The sequence below is a fragment of the Lactobacillus agrestimuris genome (genome assembly GCF_943193025.1).
Lineage (GTDB): Bacteria > Bacillota > Bacilli > Lactobacillales > Lactobacillaceae > Lactobacillus > Lactobacillus agrestimuris.
Genome location: NZ_CALPCQ010000014.1, coordinates 24,973 through 46,393, shown reverse-complemented (window position 1 = coordinate 46,393; position 21,421 = coordinate 24,973). Strand labels below are relative to the sequence as shown.

Annotated in this window: 22 protein-coding genes; all 22 read right to left on the bottom strand. The window is 34.2% G+C overall.

Features of this window, described 5'->3' with window-relative positions:
• Positions 1–21: 21 nt before the first annotated feature.
• The 22 genes from NFR82_RS05725 to mraY all read right to left on the bottom strand — a co-directional run bounded on the left by NFR82_RS05725 (position 22) and on the right by mraY (position 21,418).
• Positions 22–408, bottom strand: coding sequence for a DUF1828 domain-containing protein (locus tag NFR82_RS05725; RefSeq protein WP_251717335.1), 387 nt, complete (start codon positions 406–408; stop codon positions 22–24).
• Between the two features lie 539 nt (positions 409–947).
• Positions 948–3,329: an SF1B family DNA helicase RecD2 gene (gene recD2 / locus NFR82_RS05720; protein ID WP_251717334.1), complete on the bottom strand. Its 2,382-nt coding sequence runs from the start codon at positions 3,327–3,329 to the stop codon at positions 948–950.
• The gene (locus NFR82_RS05715; protein ID WP_251717333.1) at positions 3,322–3,969 is read right to left on the bottom strand and encodes a tetratricopeptide repeat protein; all 648 of its coding nucleotides are present in this window, start codon (positions 3,967–3,969) and stop codon (positions 3,322–3,324) included. Before NFR82_RS05715 ends, recD2 begins: the two co-directional genes overlap by 8 nt.
• Complete coding sequence (locus NFR82_RS05710; protein ID WP_251717332.1) at positions 3,969–4,628, bottom strand: histidine phosphatase family protein; 660 nt, start codon at positions 4,626–4,628, stop codon at positions 3,969–3,971. Before NFR82_RS05710 ends, NFR82_RS05715 begins: the two co-directional genes overlap by 1 nt.
• 60 nt (positions 4,629–4,688) lie before the next feature.
• Positions 4,689–5,507 (bottom strand): Cof-type HAD-IIB family hydrolase, encoded by an 819-nt coding sequence (locus tag NFR82_RS05705; protein WP_251717331.1) that lies wholly within the window; start codon positions 5,505–5,507, stop codon positions 4,689–4,691.
• A gap of 54 nt (positions 5,508–5,561) precedes the next feature.
• Complete coding sequence (gene mnmA / locus NFR82_RS05700) at positions 5,562–6,689, bottom strand: tRNA 2-thiouridine(34) synthase MnmA (protein WP_251717330.1); 1,128 nt, start codon at positions 6,687–6,689, stop codon at positions 5,562–5,564.
• A gap of 4 nt (positions 6,690–6,693) precedes the next feature.
• Complete coding sequence (locus NFR82_RS05695) at positions 6,694–7,035, bottom strand: DUF1831 domain-containing protein (RefSeq protein WP_251717329.1); 342 nt, start codon at positions 7,033–7,035, stop codon at positions 6,694–6,696.
• A 51-nt stretch (positions 7,036–7,086) separates the two neighbouring features.
• The gene (locus NFR82_RS05690) at positions 7,087–7,782 is read right to left on the bottom strand and encodes a 5'-methylthioadenosine/adenosylhomocysteine nucleosidase (RefSeq protein ID WP_251717328.1); all 696 of its coding nucleotides are present in this window, start codon (positions 7,780–7,782) and stop codon (positions 7,087–7,089) included.
• Between the two features lie 18 nt (positions 7,783–7,800).
• Entirely contained in the window at positions 7,801–8,124 is a 324-nt protein-coding gene (locus NFR82_RS05685) for a hypothetical protein (RefSeq protein ID WP_251717327.1), read from the bottom strand.
• Complete coding sequence (locus tag NFR82_RS05680) at positions 8,117–8,689, bottom strand: NUDIX hydrolase (protein ID WP_251717326.1); 573 nt, start codon at positions 8,687–8,689, stop codon at positions 8,117–8,119. The genes NFR82_RS05685 and NFR82_RS05680 overlap by 8 nt, the downstream gene beginning before the upstream one ends.
• 18 nt (positions 8,690–8,707) lie before the next feature.
• Positions 8,708–8,914: a cold-shock protein gene (locus tag NFR82_RS05675; RefSeq protein ID WP_251717325.1), complete on the bottom strand. Its 207-nt coding sequence runs from the start codon at positions 8,912–8,914 to the stop codon at positions 8,708–8,710.
• Positions 8,914–11,697 carry an isoleucine--tRNA ligase gene (ileS, locus tag NFR82_RS05670; protein ID WP_251717324.1) on the bottom strand — a complete coding sequence of 928 codons (2,784 nt, stop codon included), beginning with the start codon at positions 11,695–11,697 and terminating at the stop codon, positions 8,914–8,916. Before ileS ends, NFR82_RS05675 begins: the two co-directional genes overlap by 1 nt.
• Positions 11,698–11,913: 216 nt before the next feature.
• Complete coding sequence (locus NFR82_RS05665; RefSeq protein WP_251717341.1) at positions 11,914–12,723, bottom strand: DivIVA domain-containing protein; 810 nt, start codon at positions 12,721–12,723, stop codon at positions 11,914–11,916.
• A 14-nt stretch (positions 12,724–12,737) separates the two neighbouring features.
• On the bottom strand, positions 12,738–13,535 hold the full coding sequence (locus NFR82_RS05660; protein WP_251717323.1) for a YlmH family RNA-binding protein: 798 nt from the start codon (positions 13,533–13,535) through the stop codon (positions 12,738–12,740).
• Complete coding sequence (locus NFR82_RS05655) at positions 13,535–13,831, bottom strand: YggT family protein (protein WP_251717322.1); 297 nt, start codon at positions 13,829–13,831, stop codon at positions 13,535–13,537. The genes NFR82_RS05660 and NFR82_RS05655 overlap by 1 nt, the downstream gene beginning before the upstream one ends.
• Complete coding sequence (locus tag NFR82_RS05650; RefSeq protein WP_251717321.1) at positions 13,831–14,271, bottom strand: cell division protein SepF; 441 nt, start codon at positions 14,269–14,271, stop codon at positions 13,831–13,833. Before NFR82_RS05650 ends, NFR82_RS05655 begins: the two co-directional genes overlap by 1 nt.
• A 15-nt stretch (positions 14,272–14,286) precedes the next feature.
• The gene (gene ftsZ, locus NFR82_RS05645; RefSeq protein ID WP_251717320.1) at positions 14,287–15,645 is read right to left on the bottom strand and encodes a cell division protein FtsZ; all 1,359 of its coding nucleotides are present in this window, start codon (positions 15,643–15,645) and stop codon (positions 14,287–14,289) included.
• A 14-nt stretch (positions 15,646–15,659) separates the two neighbouring features.
• Entirely contained in the window at positions 15,660–17,030 is a 1,371-nt protein-coding gene (gene ftsA / locus NFR82_RS05640) for a cell division protein FtsA (protein ID WP_251717319.1), read from the bottom strand.
• Positions 17,031–17,092: 62 nt separating this feature from the next.
• Positions 17,093–17,953, bottom strand: coding sequence for a cell division protein FtsQ/DivIB (locus NFR82_RS05635; RefSeq protein WP_251717318.1), 861 nt, complete (start codon positions 17,951–17,953; stop codon positions 17,093–17,095).
• A gap of 15 nt (positions 17,954–17,968) precedes the next feature.
• Positions 17,969–19,075 carry an undecaprenyldiphospho-muramoylpentapeptide beta-N-acetylglucosaminyltransferase gene (murG, locus tag NFR82_RS05630; protein ID WP_251717317.1) on the bottom strand — a complete coding sequence of 369 codons (1,107 nt, stop codon included), beginning with the start codon at positions 19,073–19,075 and terminating at the stop codon, positions 17,969–17,971.
• Between the two features lies 1 nt (position 19,076).
• Complete coding sequence (gene murD / locus NFR82_RS05625) at positions 19,077–20,456, bottom strand: UDP-N-acetylmuramoyl-L-alanine--D-glutamate ligase (RefSeq protein WP_251717316.1); 1,380 nt, start codon at positions 20,454–20,456, stop codon at positions 19,077–19,079.
• A gap of 2 nt (positions 20,457–20,458) precedes the next feature.
• A complete protein-coding gene (mraY, locus tag NFR82_RS05620) occupies positions 20,459–21,418 on the bottom strand; it encodes a phospho-N-acetylmuramoyl-pentapeptide-transferase (RefSeq protein ID WP_251717315.1) in 960 nt (319 codons plus the stop codon).
• Between the last annotated feature and the right edge of the window lie 3 nt (positions 21,419–21,421).

Genomic DNA, 21,421 nt, shown 5'->3' with positions numbered 1-21,421 from the left:
TTCTTTTTTTGTATTATAAGTTTATCCTAAATATGAAATTGCTATCTGTAATTGCGACAACTTAATTATAGCTTGAACCAAATTATCTTTATCTGTTGTAACAGATATTTCGCAAGTCTCTTCATCAAAATCAAAACCTGCACCAATTGCAATTTCTTCTGCTGTTCGATAAAGATCCACATCATCAGCACCTGGATCTAGTTTGAATAAAATTCGACCCTCATCCCCTATTTGGTAAAGATCTTCCATTTTTTTGACAAAACAATAGATCGTATCTCCATAAGAGTCAATCTCAGTTGTTGCAATTTCATAGGTATCATCACTTATAGGAATAATCTGAGTATTTTCACTGATCCAATTACCAATTCCGTTTTTAATAAATTTTATATCGTCAGCATTATTAATCATTACTTTTCCTCTTCTATAGCTATTACCCTATTATCATATCTTATTTATTAATTTTTGACCATAAAAAAAGTCGCCATTTAAGAGACCTAGGCGACTTTGAAGAAACATATTGTATAGTTGCACATGAGCCTATCTCACGTACTTATTAAATAATAACACTCGTTCTTTTATTTTACAAGTTTATATTGAAAAAAATAGAAAAATTCCTAAGTTTAAAACTTAGGAATTATGGCATTGATTTGACTCTAACAATGAAATTTTACCCAATTCTATTATTATCAGTCAATATATTTTGGTTTATTTAATTCGTAAATAAATCATCATAAAAAATTCACATTTATTAACTATTATTTTCACTGTAGAGATGATATCGAAAGGATGACCATATTGCTACATATTTTACTAACTATCTGTTCTTTTTTGGTTTTGTTCCTTACAGCATCTAGCTTAAATATGATCAAAAAGACAGTTCCTGCAAGAAATAAAAACCAAAAATAAAATAAGTGCGTAAGATTTATAAGTCTTACGCACTTTTTGATTTAAGGTTTTAGAGAAATTCCTTCCATACCTATCATCGGATCAATTAAACCAGAATATATTTTTTCTTTTGTTAGAACATAATCCTGGTTTTCATTGGTAAAACTTTCGGTCGAAGCGATTTGGTCTTGTTCACCTACTTTTACACCATCTGTTACTGATTTTGTCTTTTCGGATTCAATTCCTAACAACTTCTGTAATTTAGCTATTAAACCCGTTTTCCGATCATTTCCAGGTGTATTTAATGCAGTAATATATGCTTTAGGCTCACCAATAAGAACCAAGTTTTTCTCAGCACGGGTAATAGCAGTATATAAAAGATTTCTCTTCAACATGACATAATTTTGCATTGTTAAATTCAATACTACTAACGGAAATTCTGAGCCTTGTGATTTATGGATTGTAATTGCATACGCTCTAGTTAAATCCATTAAATCTTTTCTACCAAACTCTACTTCTCGTCCATCAAAATCAGCTATTAAGCATGCTTTAGAATCATCTTCATCAATACCAATTACTTGTCCAATTTGCCCATTATATATATCTTTTTCAGAATTATTTTGTAATTGTAAAACTCGATCACCAATTCGAAAAATCTCATCATGAGCTTCAAGATACTTGCTTTTTTCTGTCGGTGGATTCATAATTTCTTGAATTATATCATTCAAATTATTTACTCCACCGATACCATGGTACATCGCACCTAATACTTGAATATCATCTTTTTTAAAGCCACGCTTTAAGGCAAGCTCTACAATCTGTCTTACTGCATCCCCAACAAGGCCTGGCTTACATGGGATAAAAGAATAGTTCTTAGTCTTTTTAAATAAAATATCTGGGTTACTGCCTTCATTTACATCATGTGCCAGGGTAATAATACTTGAATCATCTCCCTGTCGGTGAATTTGTTTAAGAATAGTAGTCGGAAAAGCCTTAGATTTAATTAAATCACTAAAAACATTTCCCGCACCAACTGAAGGTAATTGGTTTTTATCCCCGACAAAAACAATGTGTCTTGTCATATTGATGCTGGAAATCAATTGTCTAAACAAGAACATATCAACCATCGACATCTCATCGATAATTAATATCTCCCCATTCAATTCATTCAAGTCATCAATACTATTATCACCAATTCCCATCCCAAGCAATCTATGAATAGTTTTCGCAGCAATTCCAGTAATTTCACTCATTCTTTTTGCTGCTCTACCTGTAGGTGCCGCTAAAAGAAAAGGAGGATCATCGCTATATAAAGCTGAAGCCGGAATATCAGCAAGTTTGCGAAGAACTAAAATAATTCCATTAATAATAGTAGTTTTACCGGTACCTGGACCACCTGTTAAGATTGAGATTGGACTATTAACTGCGTTTTTAATTGCCAATTTTTGAGTTTGATCATATTCAATTTCAAGCTCTTTTTCTGCTTCGTTTATTGCAGATTCAATCTTATCTTCATCATACTGCTCATTTTCTTGGTTATCCTGTCTATCAACTAAGTGTTTCATAGAACGAGCAATACCTAGCTCTGCTTGATAAATATTGCTTAAAGCAGCATTATTACCATCTACTACAATTTTTCCATTACTTTGGAGCGTATTAACTTCTTCAGCAATTGGATCATATAAGTCTAAATTGAGTAATTCCTTGACAGTTTCTAATAAAGTTGACAATTCAACATATGTATTACCATCACTATTTAAAGCATCATTTAAGACTTGAAAAATTGCTCCACCAATTCTTTTTGGATCATCTGCAGAAATACCTAATTCTCGACCAATTTGATCAGCTATTTTAAAACCATAACCAGAAACATCAGCAATTGCAAAGTACGGATCCTTTCTTATTTTTTCAACTGTTTCACCATGGTACAACTGATATAAGCGCGTTGCCACTTTTCGATTAAGTCCAAATTGGGCCAATTTTAAAGTAACTTCTGAAAAAGAGTCCATTGTATTAATTCCAGACAACAAACTATCTTTTTGTTTTGCGGTCAAATTAAGCGTATCAATTTTAGCGGGATTTTCTTTTAAGACATCTAATACGTTGAGACCAACTTCATCAATAATCTTTTCTGCAGCCTTTTTACCAATACCAGGAAACTTATTTGAACTTAAATATTTTGTTAAACTTCCCTCCTCATGAGGAAGTACTTGCTTATACTTTTCTGCTCGAAACTGTTTTCCAAACTTTTCATGAACAACAAAAAAACCGGTAAATTCATAATTTGAACCAACTTGAATATCACCAAAATTTCCCACTACTTTGATAGAATCCTTAGAATAATCTTCTAATTTGCCAATTATTTCGACATCTAAAATTTTATATAGATCCTTATCGTTTTCAAAAACAATATTATTAATTTTTCCGGTAAAACTATTACTCATCTTTTTTACCCTTGTCACTAATTAATTTTAGAATCGAGCCATATTGATTCTTCGCTTGCTGATAGTACTTCGAATCCATTTGTTTAGACTTATTAAAATATTTCTCAGCTTGATCACGATTTTTTGAAAAAACAGTTATTCCAAGCAAGAAATATATTTTTGCAGTTCTTTTATCTTTTGGAATAGACTTATATGTCTTTTCTGCATCTTCCAATTGCCCTAACCCAAGCCAAATATCGCCAATTAGTTCTTTAACCTTTTCATCGACATTTTTTATAGTTAGAGCAAATGCAAGTGCCTTTTGATGTTGTCCCAACTTAAAGTACACTAAGGCCTTTTGATAAAGGGTTAAATCATCATTTGGAACCTGATCAAGTAACGCAATTGCTTTATCAAAATCACCTTGCATGTAATAACAAACTGCCAAATTATAAGCTAAGTCTATTGGATTTTTAACTAAATGTTGTGCTTGTTCTAATAATTGTTGAGCCTGATCAACACTCCCTTGCTCAATTAAATAAGTCGAAAGCTGTAAATAGTTTTCTGTATCTTTAGGATGAGAATCTATTTCTTTAATCAATAATTTGACTGCTTCGTCAACATTGCCCGAATTATATAGGTCTGATATTTTTTTATTCATTATAGTGAATCCGTTTTTGATAATTTTCTTTCTAAATAACTAGTTTCATTCCATAAAACAGGTTTAAAACTCTTTCCACCATCATCTGTTTCCAGGATGGTTAAACTCGTATTACTTAAGCCTCCACGCTTACGCACATCTTTTAGTGGGTAACCTAATAATCCACCCATAATAGCAGACAATGCTGCTCCGTGACTTACTGCTAAGATCTTATCATTTTCTTCTGGAAAACGCTTAGCCATTTCTTGAGCAAAATCTTTACCTCTCGCAATTACATGAGGATAATCTTCCCCATTTAGTTCCGTAGGGTCATACTTATCTGGATGATGCCAAAAATTATCCATCTGTACTGGATACTTCTTACTTGCATCATCAAATAACATACCTTCCATATCGCCTAAATTGAACTCTCTAAGACGTTCATCAATAACAACAGGTAAGTTTGCATTCATTGCATCATCAATTCCCTGGGCGGTATTAAACGCACGCTGTAAGGGGCTTGAAAATATCCCCCTAAATTTTGTACCTCTTAAGTACTTACCTAGCTTTTTAATATCTTCTAAACTTTGATCCAAAAGTGGTGAGTCGCCGTGACCGCCTTGAAATCTACTTGCTAAATTCCATTCAGTTTTCCCATGTCTAACAAAATAAATTTGCATAATTATATCCCGCTCCTTATGAATCTATTTTAGCAAAAATTTCTAATTATATTCTTCTGTTTATTTATCAAGAATAAACTTTTCAATAACTTCTCCAACTCCACCTTCATTGTTATCTGAGTTAGTAATAAAGTCACAATATTGTTTTATCTTAGGATTGACATTTTTCATTCCAACACCTAAACCAGCAGTCTTAATCATTGATAGGTCGTTAAAATTATCACCTATTGCAATTGTATCTGCAAGATCAATATCTAAATTGGCAGCTAATTCATGTAATCCCTGTCCTTTATTGACTCCTTGAGGATTTAATTCTAAATATCTATTTGATGAATATGAAATATCTAGGTTGTAGCCTTTTTCTCTAATAACTTTTTCAATCCTTGATAAATAATCTAGATCAGTATTACCGTAAATTACCTTTGCAACATCCTCATTCTTTAAAAAAGATAAATCATCAGGATCTTTAATAACTTCAAAAGAGTTGCGGGCCATTACATAATTCAATTCATCATCATTAGCATTATAGATAAACAACTTATTTTTAGTATTAACATGGATACAGACATCAAATTCTCTACCAATTTGAAACAACGCTTTTACTTCCGAATACTCTAGGCCAGCAAACTTTATTATTCTATTATCTTTATTTTCAGTAATACAACCGCCATTAAACGATATCACATACTCGCTTGCTTTATCCTTTAAATCTAGATCATTTAAAACATTTTGTATTGAATTGTACCCTCTTCCTGTGGCAGGAACAAACTTGATGCCTTTATTCAATGCTGCTTTTATTGCATCAATATTTCTTTGAGAAATTGTTACATCATCACTTAATAAAGTTTCATCTAAGTCACAAGCAATTAATTTGTACATAAAAACTCCTTCAAAAAAAGAGTAAGAAAAATTTTCTTACTCTTTTTATAATCATTATACTAATTGTAACTCTTTTGCACCTTGGAAGGCAGCATCAATATTACCTCCACCGATGCATTCTTCTCCATCATATAAAACAAGAGCTTGTCCAGGAGTCACGGCACGAGCTGGCTCATCGAAGAAGACATCAACTGTATTATCATCAGCGTGATATTGAACAGTTACACCAACATCACATTGACGATATCTAAACTTAGCGGTGCAGTGAAATTCAATATCATGATCTGGCTTACCAGTAAAGAATGACATATCACTTGCTTTAAGTTGAGTAGCATAAAGGAGCTTACTGTCATAACCTTGTTGAACGATCAATTCGTTCTTCTCAAGATCCTTACCAACTACAAACCATGGATCAGTTGATTCCTTAGTAGAACCAAGACCTAAACCCTGTCTTTGACCTATTGTGTAGTACATAAGACCAGCATGTTCACCAACAACTTTTCCATCAGGAGTAATCATCTTACCTGACTTAGCTGGCAAAAATTCACTTAAGAACTTTCTAAAGTTTCTTTCCCCAATAAAGCAGATTCCAGTTGAATCCTTCTTCTTAGCTGTAGCTAGACCATTTGCCAAAGCAATTTCCCGTACTTGTGGCTTAGTTAAGTTAGCAAGTGGGAAAATTACCTTCTTAATCTGATCTTGGCTCAATTGACTTAAGAAATAAGTTTGATCCTTATTACCATCCTTAGGTCTCATCATGTGAGTGACGCCATTTTCATCCTTCACAGTTTTTGCATAATGACCCATTGCAATATAATCAGCGTCAAGATCCATTGCAAAATCAAGGAATGATTTAAATTTGATTTCACTATTACACATAACATCAGGGTTTGGAGTTCTACCCTTTTTGTATTCATCTAAGAAATATTCAAAAACTCGGTGCCAGTATTCCTTTTCAAAATTAATTGAATAATATGGAATCCCAATTTTATCGGCAACCTTCTTTACATCTGCGTAATCTTCTGTTGCTGTACAAACTCCAGAATCGTCAGTGTCATCCCAATTCTTCATAAAGACACCGACAACATCATAGCCTTGTTGTTTCAAAAGTAAAGCTGAAACTGAAGAATCAACTCCACCACTCATTCCGACAACAACTCTGATCTTACTATTGTCTACCATCTAATCAGTCCTTCACTGGAACAATTATATTGCGATCCTCTAGATCTTCTAAAATAAAATCTAAAAGTTCTACAGTTTTCGCTAATTGTTTATTTTTAAAAATATTAACCTTTTGCAAACCAGTTCTATCAGTAACAACCATTGTTAAATGTGATAAATCCTTATCAACAGTCATCTTCAATTTAGTTGGTGCATCATATGGTGAATCATTGTACAAAGGATGTTCATAATTATAATTACCTTTTTTGGTTTTAGTAAAGCCAACATCCATTAATGAATAAAGCTTTACGTCTGAACTCAATGTAAACTTACGTTTATCGCCATTGATTATAACTGTATTTGCCATAGTTATCCTCACTTATTTATAATAAGTTACTTTCTTTTTGAAAGCAACCCCTTAATTTAGATTTTCAACATAGTCACAAATTAATTTAGCTGCCTTAGCGCCAACCTTTTTAACAAATGCATCAAAATCATCATCCGCATTGTCATCGCCATTATCAGATATTGCTCTCATTGCTACTAATGGAACGTTAAAGTGGCTAGCAACTTGTGCAAAAGCAGCACCTTCCATTTCAACTCCAAGTGCATCTTTAAAGTTTTGTTTAATTTCATTCTTTTGTACATCCGATGCAATAAATGAATCACCAGTTACAACTAAGCCTTCTTTATATTTAACACCCTTATCAGTTAAATATTTAGCAAACTTATTTCGTTCATCTGAACTCAATTCATATCTGGCAGGTTCCTGTGGAATTTGTCCTTCTACATAATTACCAGCTAATGTATTGTGAGCATCATGATATGCAAATTCACTTGGTAAAATCAAATCTTCTTTACGAACACTATCCTGCATTGATCCGGCTGATCCAGTCATGAATATCATATCAATGTCTACATTACTTAATAAACTTGCCAAATTCATTGCAGCATTAACCTTACCAATTCCACTCAGGCCAAGGTAAATATCATTACCATTAACAGAAAAATGCTCGAATTCAGTTGATCCGAACATTTCTCTGTCTTCTGAGCGAAAATGCTTACGATAAAATTCTGCTTCTTCTTGCATTGGCACAATAATCGCAATTTTCATTTTCTTCCTCAATTCACTTTATAAATAAAACAGTGCTAATAACACTAAGATGATTAATATGGTAACTACAAAGATTGAGATATTCAATCTTTTCTTAAGACGTAACCTTTTCTCATCAGAAATTGAAGGTGAAGGTGAATTTACCGCAACTTTTTGGTAATCTTCTAACCCATTTCCTTCTAATGGTCTTCTTTCAGACTGATCTCTAGTGAAATCTGGATTTACGTCTACATCGCTTGTATCAACAGTTGAACTATCATCAAAGGCAGCTTTAACCTTATTCAAAAGATTATTCTTGCCTTTTGCCTGCTTTTTACGATAATCAGCTCTTTTTTCAGTCATTAGTTTCCTTCATCTTTTGACCACTTAATAACATATTTTCCCAGAAAGTAATAGCATAGATGGTCTTTGCATCAACTATTTTACCTTCTGAAAGCATCTTTTTAAGTTCATCAAGACTATACCACTCAGCAGTCAAAAATTCATCTTCATCAAGAGAACGCTTCTCTTCAAGTTTGGTTAATGTATCACAATAAAATAGATACATTTTCTCATCAGTAAAACCAGGAGAAGAATAAAATTCCATTACTTTTTCCCAGTATTCTGCCCTATATCCACCCTCTTCGTTAAGTTCTCTCTTCATTGCATCAAGTGGACTAGCATCGGTTGAATCAATCAAACCAGCAGGAATTTCCAATGTTAGCTGCTTAATTGGTTCACGCCATTGTTTGACTAATAACATTTGTTTATTTTCATTTATAGCAATAACAGCTGCTGCTGGCTGGTGCTTAATTACTTCCCTTGTGGCTTTTTCACCATTTGGAAGTTTAATTGTTCTGACTGAAAGGTCAACAATTCTACCTTTAAAGATAGGTTGGGATGAAATTTCAGTTTCTTTTAAATCCATCTTTAACCCCTGTCTTATTTAATCGGCCAAATAGACATTAACACATTGTAATCCTTTTTTACCTTGTGCTAACTGATATTTTACCTTTTGACCAACTTCTAAACGTTTATAACCTTCTTCTTTAATAGCTGTATAGAAGACAAAGTATGATTTATGATTGATATCATCTTCAATAAAACCATATGCACTGCCTTCATCAAACTGTTTAACAATACCGTGTTTCATTATTCAAGACCCTCTTGTACTGCTTCTGGATAGTTTTCTTCCACTATCTTAGCACAGCGTCCACAAAGTTGTGGCAATTTAGGATCTACACCGATATCAGTTCTAATCATACGACAACGTGGACATTCTTCACCTTCAGCTGGCTTAACTACAATTGAAGCAGTTGCGAATTTTTTAGCATCTGCAGGTGCTTCTTCATCAGAAATAGTTAAGTTCGAAACGATCAAGATTTCTCTAAAGTTAGCATTAAGCTTCTTAAGAACATCTTTCATTTCATCATCTGGGTAGACAGTTACAGCTGCTTCAAATGATTTACCGATTAACTTTTCATTTCTAGCTTCTTCTAAGGCCTTAAGGACATCATCACGAAGCTTCATGAACTTACCCCAATCTTCGAGTAAATCTTCACGGTTAATGAAAGTTTCAACTTCAGGCATTTCAGATAATTGAATGTATTCGCCGTTTTCTTTTAAGAAGCCCCAAATTTCTTCCATAGTGTGTGGCAAAATTGGAGTCAAAATCTTGGCAATCTTAACTGCTGCATCGTAGATTACAGTTTGCATTGAACGACGTGCATGACTGTTTTCAGCTTCAATGTAAAGTACATCCTTAGCAAAATCCAAGTAGAATGATGATAAATCATTTGAAATGAAGTTGAATACACGCTTAAACACAGTTGAGAAGTCGTACTTGTCGTATGCTGCTAAACAATCCTTGATAAGATCGTTAAGTTTAACTTCCATATATTGATCAACGCTACGAAGATCATCATAAGCTACACGGTTTTCCTTTGGATCATAGTCACTAGTATTAGCAAGCATGTAACGGAAAGTGTTTCTGATCTTACGGTAGCTTTCAGCCGATTGATTCAAGATGTCGTATGAAACTGCAACGTCTGATGAAGTATCTGCTTGAGCAACCCACAAACGAATAATTTCTGCACCCATCTTTTTGATTACATCGTTTGGCAAAATAGTATTACCAAGTGACTTACTCATCTTATGGCCCTTATCATCCAAAACAAATCCCTGTGAAAGAACTTGTTTATAAGGTGCTAACCCAGTAGTAGCAACAGAAGTAATTAAACTTGAGTTGAACCAACCACGGTATTGATCACTACCTTCAAGGTAAAGATCAGCTGGGAAGTCAAGACCATTTCTAAGCTTCATGACACCTGCCCATGATGTACCTGAGTCAAACCAAACATCTAAGATATCTGTTTCCTTCTTAAATTCACCATGTGGTGAATGTTCAGAAGTAAAGCCTTCTGGTAGTAATTCCTTAGCTGAACGCTTGTACCAAGCAATTGATCCTTCTTTTTCAAAAATCTTGGCAACATGTTCAATGGTTTCTGGAGTAACGATTGGAGTATCATCTTCAGCATAGAAAATTGGAAGTGGAACACCCCAAGCACGTTGACGAGAAATTACCCAGTCACCACGGTCTTTAATCATATTGTAAAGACGAGTCTTACCCCATGAAGGGATGAAATTGGCCTTCTCAATTTGATCTAGGATTTGATCTCTAAACTTATCAATTGATGCGAACCATTGAGTAGTAGCACGGTAAATTACAGGCTTCTTAGTACGCCAATCGTGTGGATATGAGTGAGTAAAGAAACTTAATTTAAGAAGTGCACCGGCCTTTTCAAGCTTGTCAGTCACAATCTTATTAGCGTCTTCATAAAATACACCAACAAGGTCTGGATCTGGAACCTCATCAGTAAACTTACCTTGTGCATCCATTGGGCTAAATACTGGTAATCCATAGCGACGACCAACATTGTAATCATCTTCACCAAAACCAGTAGCGTTGTGAACAAGACCTGTACCATCATCATCAGTAACATAAGTATCGTTCATTACAAGACCAGTTACATCGTAAAGCGGATGCTTGTAAGTCATCTTGTCAAATTCAGTACCTTTGATGTCCTTCAAAACCTTGTAATCTTTCCAACCTAAGTCTTCAGCTACAGCCTTAAGGCGGTCAGCACCGATAACGTATTTTTTACCATCAACTTCAACTAGTGAGTAATCAAATTTAGGGTTAACAGTAATACCAACGTTACTTGGAATAGTCCAAGGAGTAGTGGTCCAAATTACAAGTGAAGTATCTTGATCAAGAATTCCCTTGCCATCTAAAATTGGAAATGCAACATAGATTCTTGGTGATTTGATATCGTGGTATTCAACTTCTGCTTCTGCTAAAGTTGACTCACTTGACCATGACCAGTAAACAGGTTTCTTACCCTTGTAAATGTAACCCTTCTTAAACATTTCACCAAAGACACGAATTTCTTCTGCTTCGAATTCAGGTTGCAAAGTAATATATGGATGATCCCAATCTGCCATTACACCAAGGCGCTTAAAGTCAGTCATTTGCTTTTGAATTTGTTCTTCCGCAAATTGACGGCAAAGCTCACGATATTTTGCGCGATCCATTGACTTACGGTCAACACCTTTTTTAGCAAGTTGTTGTTCAACTGGAAGACCGTGAGTATCCCAACCGGGTACGTATGGTGCGTAGTAGCCATCCATGTTCTTGTAACGAACAATAATATCCTTTGAGATCTTGTTTAATGCGTGACCCATGTGAATATTTCCGTTAGCAAATGGAGGGCCATCATGTAAATCAAAACGAGGTTTACCTTCGTTCAACTTTAATCTTTGTTCATATAAATCATTATCTTCCCATTGCTTTTGCCATTCAGCTTCACGAACAGGAAGATTTCCACGCATCTTGAATTTAGTTTTTCCTAAATTCAATGTATCTTTGATTCTCATTCAATTTTTCCTTTCTGTAAAAAAGAAAAACCTCGTCCGAATTAGGACGAGGTTAATCGTGGTACCACCTAAATTGAGCATAAAATGCCCCACTTAAACATTGCGTATCGTGCAATTAACGTTTAGATACATTGGCAGCCGATCAACTATCCGACTCTTATGTTAGTCTTTCACCATCACTAACTCGCTAAACTGTCATTTAGTTTTACTGTCGATCTAATTATGATCTTTATAATCATCTGGAAATACAATGTTTACTCCAGTATCTTTTCTGGCAGGTGCTTCAGTATTGATTGTTTCATGATTTGAACTATCACCCGTCATAGGTTGTGGTTCAGAATCATCATCTGCTTCAACAACCTCTTCACTAGAGTCTACTTCATCATCGTCATCAATGTCAACATCATCGTCAACTAATTCATAATCATTTTCGTCAAGATCATCTGTGAATTCGTCGGCTAAACGTGCTTCACGTGCAAATTCTTCTTCCTGAGTTTCAGCAGTAGGAACCGGTTCTGAGCCATCTTCAGGATAGAATCTTGGTGTCTTAAAATATTTGTCTAGTGCGTGTTGCCATTGATCATCACTTAAATTATCAATTTCTTTTTGCAACATAGCTTGCATGTTGGTTCTAAATTCACCAATTTCCTTCTTTAAGCGATCATAATCATACTTAAGAACATCTTGTTGCTGTCTTTGATAATTAGTATCAGTCATCGATTGATCTTTGGCATCTTTAACAGACTTTTCTGCTTCAGCCTTTGCATCTGCAATAATTTTATTTGCTGTTTGTTGAGCAGAAACTAAAGCTTGATTTACTTCACTTTCTTTTTGCTCATACTTATTAACTTTCGCTTGAAGTTCAGTAACCTTATCATTCAATGAAGCCATTTGATTTTTTAAATCAACAACTTCATCTAAAGAATCACCATAATCATCTACTATTTGATCCAAAAAACTATCTACTTCATAACGATCATAACCATTACGTCCACGATGTTTAAATTCCTTATTATGAATATCCATCGGTGTAAGTTGATCTATCTTTTCATGTTTTGCCAAATTCTAAACACCACCCTATATTTACCTTTTCTAGTTGCGGTTATCCCTTCAATTCTTATTCTACCGAAGTGACGCAAACTTAATATATCGGCTTCTTTAATCATTATATTAGAATTTTGAATATCATGCCAATTTAATTTAACTTCTTTTTCACCAATAACTTTTTGAATTTCGCCTCTACTCTTTTTGCTTACACTGGCCAAAAGTGCATCGACTCTTAATGAAGAAACAATTTCTGTTCGTTCAATCGAATTATCTTCTGGTTGAACTACATCTTTGAAAGTTATTTCTTTCAATTTAACTTGAGTTCTTCCAATTCTATTGATTTCATTTTTAAAGAATTCTAATAATTCCTCTTTTATAAAGAATTGCCATTTTCCATTGCCATCAGTGATAATATCTCCAAAAGTATCCAACTCCACTCCTGAATTTGCTAAAGTGCCTAAGATTGAACTATGGGTTAACTTAGCGAATTTTGTGGGATAGTCTATTTCTAAAGGAATTATTTTAAAATCAAATGGATTAACATTAATCCATTCTATACTCATTAATACGCGCTTTTTCTCCGCATCTTCATATCCACCAAACTCTTGAACAAACGCATCATTTCCAACTATCTTTTTAAGAATTTCCCTTTCCCCAGGATTTAAAAAGTCGGTCAAAATAGTTTGTTGCTTAAAAATCAAGTTATTAAAAAGACCAACTATATGATCAATAGTTGGTCTTTCATCTTGATTGAAGTGAGGATAAAAGCTACTAGCTTGTCTTTTTTCCATTATCCAACCAATTTAAATAAAATATTAGCTACCCATCTCAAAACATAATCTTGAATAAAATATAGAACAAAGATTGCAATAATTGGTGAAATATCAATGCCTGTATTATTTGCAAGTGTTTGTAATGGGCCTCGTCTAAATAAACTTAGGTAAGGATCGACGATCTTATTTAAGAATTGTCCAATTGCTGAATTATAAAGCATTGGTACCCAACTTAAAATTGCACTTATCACAATAAGTAAACAATATAGCCATATCAACCAATCAATTATAGAAATAATACTATAAACTACCATTACCCTAAATTATCTTTCTTATCAAGTAATTCACTAATTTTGCCATCTGTTACAAACTTAGGTGGAGTTGCTAAAAAGATCTTATCACCAATGCGTTGAATTTCTCCATTTAATGCATAAACTGTACCAGTAATAAAGTCAACAATTCTTCTTGCAGAACTATCTTCCATTCTACCAAAGTTAATCACAACAGCCTTATTTTGCAATAAATTTTGGGCAACATCTTTAGCATCAGAATATACTCTTGGTTCGTATAGGACAATTTGGCTCTTAGTAGATGACATACCTGATTTGATTGAAACAACATTGTCACGATTTAGATTATTCATAGGAATTTGATCATTTTCGAGATCTTGTTGAGCATCAGAATAACTTTCTTCGTCTGTCATATCTTCTTCATCAGAAATTCCGAAGAATTTACCTAATTTGTCAAAAGCCATGATTTATTCCTCCTACTAGTTCTCATTACGGTGCTTAAAGAATGGAATATCGTTGCTGTCATCATCTTGTACACTGGTTTCAATTTGAGAAATACTATTTTGATCATCATTAGCAAATGAATCAAAATTATTATTGTGATTCTCATCTGGTTCAGTTTGATTTCTTCTTGAACTTTGTTCACTATCATTCAAGCCCCAAACACTAGTTGGATCTACCATTGTGTCATGCTTTGGTGCTGGATTAACAGGAGCTGTTTCAAGAGTGCTTGCATCCATATCTTCATTTGGCTGAACAGTTTGACCAATCTGGCTCTTTGGTCTTGCTTCTTCAGTAGTTTCACTATTTTCTTCTTTCTTGGTCTGAGCCTTAATTTGATGACTTCTACCAGGAAGTTGCTTTGAAGCCGCTTCTTCAATAGCCGAGTCAATACCAGTTGCAATAACTGTAACAACAACTTCATCACCAAGATTTGGATTAATTGAAGTACCAAAGATAATGTTTACATCATCCCCTGCGGCCTTAGATACAATTTCTGAAGCATCTTGAGCTTCAAATAAAGTTAAATCAGGACCACCAGTAATGTTCAAAAGTACTTGCTTAGCACCATCAATTGATACTTCAAGTAAAGGTGAAGAAATAGCTAATTTAGTAGCTTCAACAGTTCTATTTTCACCACTAGCACGACCAATACCCATTAAGGCTGCACCTTGGTTTTCCATAACTGTCTTAACATCAGCAAAGTCCAAGTTAACGTAGTCAGTTGAAGTTATCAAGTCTGAAATACCTTGAACACCTTGCTTCAAGACATTATCAGCTTCCTTAAAGGCATCCATCATTGGAGTCTTCTTATCAACCATCTCAAGCAAACGATTATTTGCAATAATAACTAGGGTATCAACATATTGCTTTAATTGAGTTATTCCTTCAGCCGCATTTCTTGAACGCTTAGGTCCTTCAAAACTAAAGGGTCTTGTAACAACACCAACAGTTAAAGCACCAGTCTCACGAGCAATTTTAGCCACTACAGGAGCCGCACCAGTTCCTGTACCACCACCCATACCAGCGGTGATAAAAATCATATCTGCACCTTTTAGTGCATCTTCAATTGTTTGTTCACTTTCTTCTGCAGCCTTTTGACCAACTTCTGGATGTGAACCAGCACCCAAACCTCTAGTTAATTTAGGTCCAAGTTGAATCTTTTCTTCTGCTTTATTACTGTTCAAAGCTTGTACATCAGTGTTAGCAGCAATAAATGAAACACCTTGAACACCATCATCGATCATTCGATTTACTGCGTTACCGCCGGCTCCACCGACACCGATTACCTTAATGACAGCATTTTTATTGTCGTCTGAATCGAATGTAAAATCCATCTAATTACCCACCTTTAGTCAAAGAATTTTTTAAAGAAGTCTTTTATGCTTCCTGCTCTATTTTTTGGATTATTTTCTTTTTCAGGAGAATCTTCTCTCTCTGAAGTTTTACTATTATTATATGCTTCTTTCTGTTCACTTTCACTAGAAGCCGGATTTCTTTTCAAATTTTTGATATTTCCGTTATTCGTAGCTTGAGTTGAACCTTGTTTTTCAGATGGTACAGTATCTGTACCACCATAAATCGCTCCAGTAACGATGAAATCGATTTCTGACATTCTATAAGAATAATTTACGATTCCATATGCTGCTGCATAAACCGGATTCCGCATTCCCATTTGATCTGGTTGATAAATTCTCGCTTTAATTCCTAAGGTATTAGCAACTAAATGATCAATTCCCTGAAGTAAGCTACTACCACCCGTGATTACGATACCACCTGGTAACTTAAGTGCATTAGTTTTTGCTAAGCCTTTACCAACTCTATTTAAAATCTGCATCAAACGTGCGTTAATAATTTCACTCAAATAAACTTCATCGATCATTTGTTGACCATTTGAGCCAACGCTGTTAACTGCAAATTTATCATTTTTTGAGGCTAGATTTGGATCAGCATATCCATAATCAAGTTTTAATTGATTTGCATCCTTCTTTGAAATGCTTAAAACCACAGATATATCATTACTAATGTCTTTTCCACCTTCAGGATCAATATTAGCATATTTAATTTGATTATCTTGAATAACTGTGGCTGTAGTAGTTCCACCACCTAAATCCAAGATAATAGAACCAAATGTTCTTTCACCTTCATCAAGCGCGACACTAGCAATTGCAAGTGGAGTTGGAACAAAAAAATTATTCTTGTAGCCTGCTCGTTCAATTGCTTTTCTAATATTGTGAAGTGCACCAGTTGGAGCAGTAAGTAGAATACCTCTTACTGCTAAAGAATGAGCGATCATCTTCCTTGGATCATCGACATCAGTTTTGCCATCAATCAAAAATCTACTTGGCAAAAATGTAATTGGATCTCTACCATCTTTAACAGCCGATCTAATTGCTGCTTGAGAAACCCGCTTAACATCATCATTACCAACTTCTTGTCCATTATCAGCAACACTGATTAATCCTGTTGCACTTTCAAGTTGGAGCATACCTACTGGTATACCTGTCACTACACGATAAATATTAGAATTGGTTTTTTCTGCTACTTCTTTTAATGCTGTACTAATTGCAGCAGCCGTTTGATCAATATCAACAATTTGACCATGTCTCATTCCTTCGTTGGGAGTTGAAACAGCGCCAATCACTTTTCCTGAATCTGCAACAACTGCTTTTACACTAGTAGTTCCTATATCAAGACCTACTAACAGTTTTGAATTATCCAAATTTAAGCCTCCATTAATAACTACCTTCAAGAAATTTTAACATAAAAATTCATATAAAACAGCTAGTTTATTCCATATGCTTTCATTTCACCTTTGGTAAGTGGTCTACTAAATGCCCCAACTTCCAAATCTATTAAGCTATTTTTACCAGCTTTTGCTTTAATTGAATTATAGTAAAGAATTTTATTCTTTAAAGTTGCTGTATTACCAATGACCACATTGCCATCTTTCATGACTAAAATTATTTGATTTGTGCGAGCTCCTTTTCCAGTCAATAATTTTACTTCTTGACGGAAATCTTCTGGGAAACTGTTAAACAATTTCAAGTCATTCTTCAAGGACATTTTTTTAGTATAACCAACAAAAATTGGTTTCTCTTGATTAATGTTTTTCCAATTCAGGGACTGACTTCCAATATCATCATTTGATAAAATTTTTCGATATTTGCTCCCATCTTTAATATATCCGATTGTTGGATACTCATTAATTTGTAAAACTAAATTATTAAGATGTTTAACACTTATCTTTACACCATCAACTTCAGGATATTTCTTTGATAATTTTTCATCAACTTTTTTTGAATTGAACAAATAATCAAAGATTTTTTCATCAGATTTAATCCCTGAATTAGCAACTACTTCTTTTGTTGGTAAATCTGGGGCACCCTTTACCTCTACACTATTAATATTAGCTAAAGGTGAAACATAATAGCCGAAGATAATTATCGCTATAACTGATATTCCCAATATTAGTCCCAATCCTTTAAACAAAGATTTTCTTCGTTCTGATTGGAGACCGGAAAGCGAGGCAGAAACCTTCGTTACTTTTTTACGATTCTTGTTTTTTTTCTTACTTGTTTGATGATTCAAGTATGGAGAAAGTTCTTTTCTCGGATCAATTTTCGTTATATCTTTCTTGGGCAACTACCTCACCTGCCTTTACTTGCTTATTTCTTCCATTACTTTAATAATCTGATCTGTAGAATCAGGTACACCTAAGGCCTTAGATGCCTTCTTCATCTCATCGGCATACTTTTGATCAAGCAAAATGTGATCAATTGATGCAACAAAATTATTTGGATTTAAATCATCCTCTGGAAGAACCAAGGCTGCACCTGCTTTTTCCAAATCCATTGCATTCTTCATTTGGTGATTATGAGTAACATTTGGACTTGGAATTAAAATCGCAGGTACACCTAAAGCTGTAATTTCAGCAATACTGGTTGCACCAGATCTTGAGACTACACAAGTCATTTCTGGAAGTAATGCAGGCATATTTTTGATATATGGCAATACTTTAATATTCTTACCTAAATCAACGCCCTGTAATTTCTTTTCAATTGCATCATAGTAATAATTTCCAGTAGCCCAAATAATTTGATATGGTTTCTTCTTTAATTCAACAATTGATTTAAGCATAATTCTGTTAATCGCCAAGGCTCCACGTGAACCACCAAATACTAAGACAGTCGGAATTTCTGGGTTAAAATCGAATTCCTTTTTCAAGTCAATTCTTTCATTATTCAATGCAAGAACCTGTTGTGATCTCGGATTACCAGTTTTAACTAATTTTTTCTTTTCAGAAAATTGCTTGGCAGCATCATCAAAAGTATAACCTATTTTATCAACATAATGACCCAAGAACTTATTGGCCAGGCCGACAACTGAATTTGACTCATGAATCATTGTAGGAATATTCATCTTAGATGCTTCATAAACCATTGCACCGCTGACATAGCCACCTGTACCAAATACTAAATCTGGTTTAAATTCTTCAATAATCTGCTTTGCTTTTTTGGTAGCTTTAAAGAATAATTCGATTGTTTCAAAATTTTTTAAAACATGCTTTCTATTAAAACCTTGAATTCTAATTGTCTTAAAATTCACATGAGCCGCAGGTACAATCTTTGATTCCAAACCTTTTTCAGTACCTACAAATAAAATCTCATCATCTGTACTTATTCCAAGTTCTTTAAGACGTTCAATAATCGCCATAATTGGGTAAATGTGGCCACCAGTTCCGCCACCAGTAAAAATTACTCTCATCTTACTTAGTCTTCAATTCCTTAACAAATTTAACAAAATAATCACCACGATCTTCAAAAGTTCTAAATTGATCCCATGAAGCACATGCAGGTGATAACAGCATAACATCGCCAGGTTCAGTCAATTCATATGCCTTAGGCACTGCCTCTTGAAGAGTGTTCTCAATTACTATATCTTTAATTCCAGCCTTTCTAGCACTATCAGCTAAAAGATATCGTGTTTCACCATATAAAACAATGGCCTTTACATGTTTCTTAAACAATGGAATTAAATCATCAAAAGTAAATCCACGATCTAACCCACCGGCAATTAATACTTCAGGTTCTTTAAATGAAGGAATAGCTACAGTCGCAGCCTCAATATTAGTAGATTTTGAATCGTTATAGATCTTTCTGCCATCAAGCGTCATCACATATTGTAGGCGGTGTTTTGCACCAGAAAATGTGGTAAGAACCGCTTTAATATCATCATTATCAGCACCCATAATCTTTGAAATAGCGATTGCTACTAAACTATTTTGTAAGTTATGAATTCCCGGTAATTTTATATCATCAATTTTTATAATCTTTTCATTTTGTGATTCAAGATATTCATCGCCAATAAAGTAATCGGCTGATTTATCTTTTTCTGAGAAAGTTTGGGTCTTAGCTTTTGTAGTTACCTTTTCTTTTCCCAAAATATCTTTTTGATCAAAGTTAGCAATAAAGAAATCGGTACTATCTTGAAACTTAGTTACTCTTAATTTTGCATCAACATAATTTTCAAAAGTCTTGTGATAATCCAAGTGGACATTATTGTAAATATCTACAATGGCTGCAACTTTAGGCTTAATATCCGTTACTCCAAGTAATTGGAAACTTGAAATTTCAACAACTAAAATATCATCCTTGGTTGCTTTAGTAACTACTTCAGAAATTGGCACACCAATATTACCTACTGCATAAGCATGGTGACCGGACTTTTGAAGATGATGATCTAAAATTTGTTGAGTGAGCATTACTGTAGTAGTTTTACCATTTGAACCAGTCACACAAACGTAAGGTGCTTCTGAACAGCTTAGAGCAACTTCAGGTTCAGTAATAATTGGAATAGATAATTCCTCCGCTTTGGCAACCATTGGATTCTCATATGGAATCCCTGGATTTTTTACCAAATAATCAAAATGTTCTTCTTCTAACATTTCAACTGGATGATATCCACCAATAACTCGTACGCCTTGAGCTTCTAATTCTTTAGCTTTGGGATTTTCGTCTAAGTCAGCTTTATCATTCAAAGTTAACTTTGCACCAAGTTTTAACAATAATTCACTTACTGCAAATCCGCTTTTTCCTAAACCTAAAACTAATACATTTTTGTTTCTATAAGTATCAATTTCTTTCATTTTTATCCCCAAATACAAATATACAAAATGCTTCCTACTAAACCTACTAACCAGAACACTATATCAACTTTCCATTCTGACCATCCTAGCATTTCAAAGTGGTGGTGAATTGGAGTCATCTTAAAGATTCTTCTTCCAGTCGTCTTGAATGATATTACCTGCATGATTACACTAGCAGTTTCACAAACAAAGACAATACCAATTAAAAGTAATGACCATGGACGATTTAACAAGATACTTACTACTGCCAATCCTCCACCTAATGCAAGTGAACCCGCATCTCCCATAAAAATTTTAGCAGGTTTATGATTATAGATTAGAAAGGCAATCAAACCGCCGATGACACTCATACAAAAAATCAATACACTTAAGTTATTTTGTACATATGCAAGATATGCATATGTTCCATAAGCAACGATTGATAAACCTGTAGCAAGTCCATCAAGTCCATCTGAAAGGTTAACTGCATTAGAAAATCCAACTAGCCAGAAGATAACAAAAATAATGAACAAAGCTGCACTATTTACAACACCAGCAAATGGAATATACAAGCTTAAGCTAAAGTGATCTGAAGCAGCAATCCAAACGATTAAAAAGGCAATTAAAATTTGTAAAACTAATTTTTGCCATGCGCGTAAACCTAAATTACGCTTGAAGAAAAGCTTCAAACCATCATCCAAGAAACCAATAATTCCATATCCAAGAAGTGAAATAATTAAAATCCAAATGGTCTTATTTAATTCACCTTGCCAGATTGATACCCAGAGTGTAGAAATGACTGCGGCTAAAACGAAGATCGTCCCACCCATTGTAGGTGTACCTGACTTCTTTTGATGCCACTTAGGTCCTTCATCTCTAATTTCTTGTCCTTCGTGATGTGATCTCATAAAGATAATCAACCAGGGAACAAAGATCGCTGTTATTGCAAGCGAACTAACTAATGCAATAATGCTTACTAGCATATT

Excerpts from the sequence above, each read along its gene's own strand:
- NFR82_RS05725 (WP_251717335.1), bottom strand. The coding sequence starts at position 408 with ATGATTAATAATGCTGACGATATAAAATTTATTAAAAACGGAATTGGT.
- recD2 (WP_251717334.1), bottom strand. The coding sequence starts at position 3,329 with ATGAGTAATAGTTTTACCGGAAAAATTAATAATATTGTTTTTGAAAAC.
- NFR82_RS05715 (WP_251717333.1), bottom strand. The coding sequence starts at position 3,969 with ATGAATAAAAAAATATCAGACCTATATAATTCGGGCAATGTTGACGAA.
- NFR82_RS05710 (WP_251717332.1), bottom strand. The coding sequence starts at position 4,628 with ATGCAAATTTATTTTGTTAGACATGGGAAAACTGAATGGAATTTAGCA.
- NFR82_RS05705 (WP_251717331.1), bottom strand. The coding sequence starts at position 5,507 with ATGTACAAATTAATTGCTTGTGACTTAGATGAAACTTTATTAAGTGAT.
- mnmA (WP_251717330.1), bottom strand. The coding sequence starts at position 6,689 with ATGGTAGACAATAGTAAGATCAGAGTTGTTGTCGGAATGAGTGGTGGA.
- NFR82_RS05695 (WP_251717329.1), bottom strand. The coding sequence starts at position 7,035 with ATGGCAAATACAGTTATAATCAATGGCGATAAACGTAAGTTTACATTG.
- NFR82_RS05690 (WP_251717328.1), bottom strand. The coding sequence starts at position 7,782 with ATGAAAATTGCGATTATTGTGCCAATGCAAGAAGAAGCAGAATTTTAT.
- NFR82_RS05685 (WP_251717327.1), bottom strand. The coding sequence starts at position 8,124 with ATGACTGAAAAAAGAGCTGATTATCGTAAAAAGCAGGCAAAAGGCAAG.
- NFR82_RS05680 (WP_251717326.1), bottom strand. The coding sequence starts at position 8,689 with ATGGATTTAAAAGAAACTGAAATTTCATCCCAACCTATCTTTAAAGGT.
- NFR82_RS05675 (WP_251717325.1), bottom strand. The coding sequence starts at position 8,914 with ATGAAACACGGTATTGTTAAACAGTTTGATGAAGGCAGTGCATATGGT.
- ileS (WP_251717324.1), bottom strand. The coding sequence starts at position 11,697 with ATGAGAATCAAAGATACATTGAATTTAGGAAAAACTAAATTCAAGATG.
- NFR82_RS05665 (WP_251717341.1), bottom strand. The coding sequence starts at position 12,723 with ATGGATATTCATAATAAGGAATTTAAACATCGTGGACGTAATGGTTAT.
- NFR82_RS05660 (WP_251717323.1), bottom strand. The coding sequence starts at position 13,535 with ATGGAAAAAAGACAAGCTAGTAGCTTTTATCCTCACTTCAATCAAGAT.
- NFR82_RS05655 (WP_251717322.1), bottom strand. The coding sequence starts at position 13,831 with ATGGTAGTTTATAGTATTATTTCTATAATTGATTGGTTGATATGGCTA.
- NFR82_RS05650 (WP_251717321.1), bottom strand. The coding sequence starts at position 14,271 with ATGGCTTTTGACAAATTAGGTAAATTCTTCGGAATTTCTGATGAAGAA.
- ftsZ (WP_251717320.1), bottom strand. The coding sequence starts at position 15,645 with ATGGATTTTACATTCGATTCAGACGACAATAAAAATGCTGTCATTAAG.
- murG (WP_251717317.1), bottom strand. The coding sequence starts at position 19,075 with ATGAGAGTAATTTTTACTGGTGGCGGAACTGGTGGCCACATTTACCCA.
- murD (WP_251717316.1), bottom strand. The coding sequence starts at position 20,456 with ATGAAAGAAATTGATACTTATAGAAACAAAAATGTATTAGTTTTAGGT.
- mraY (WP_251717315.1), bottom strand. The coding sequence starts at position 21,418 with ATGCTAGTAAGCATTATTGCATTAGTTAGTTCGCTTGCAATAACAGCG.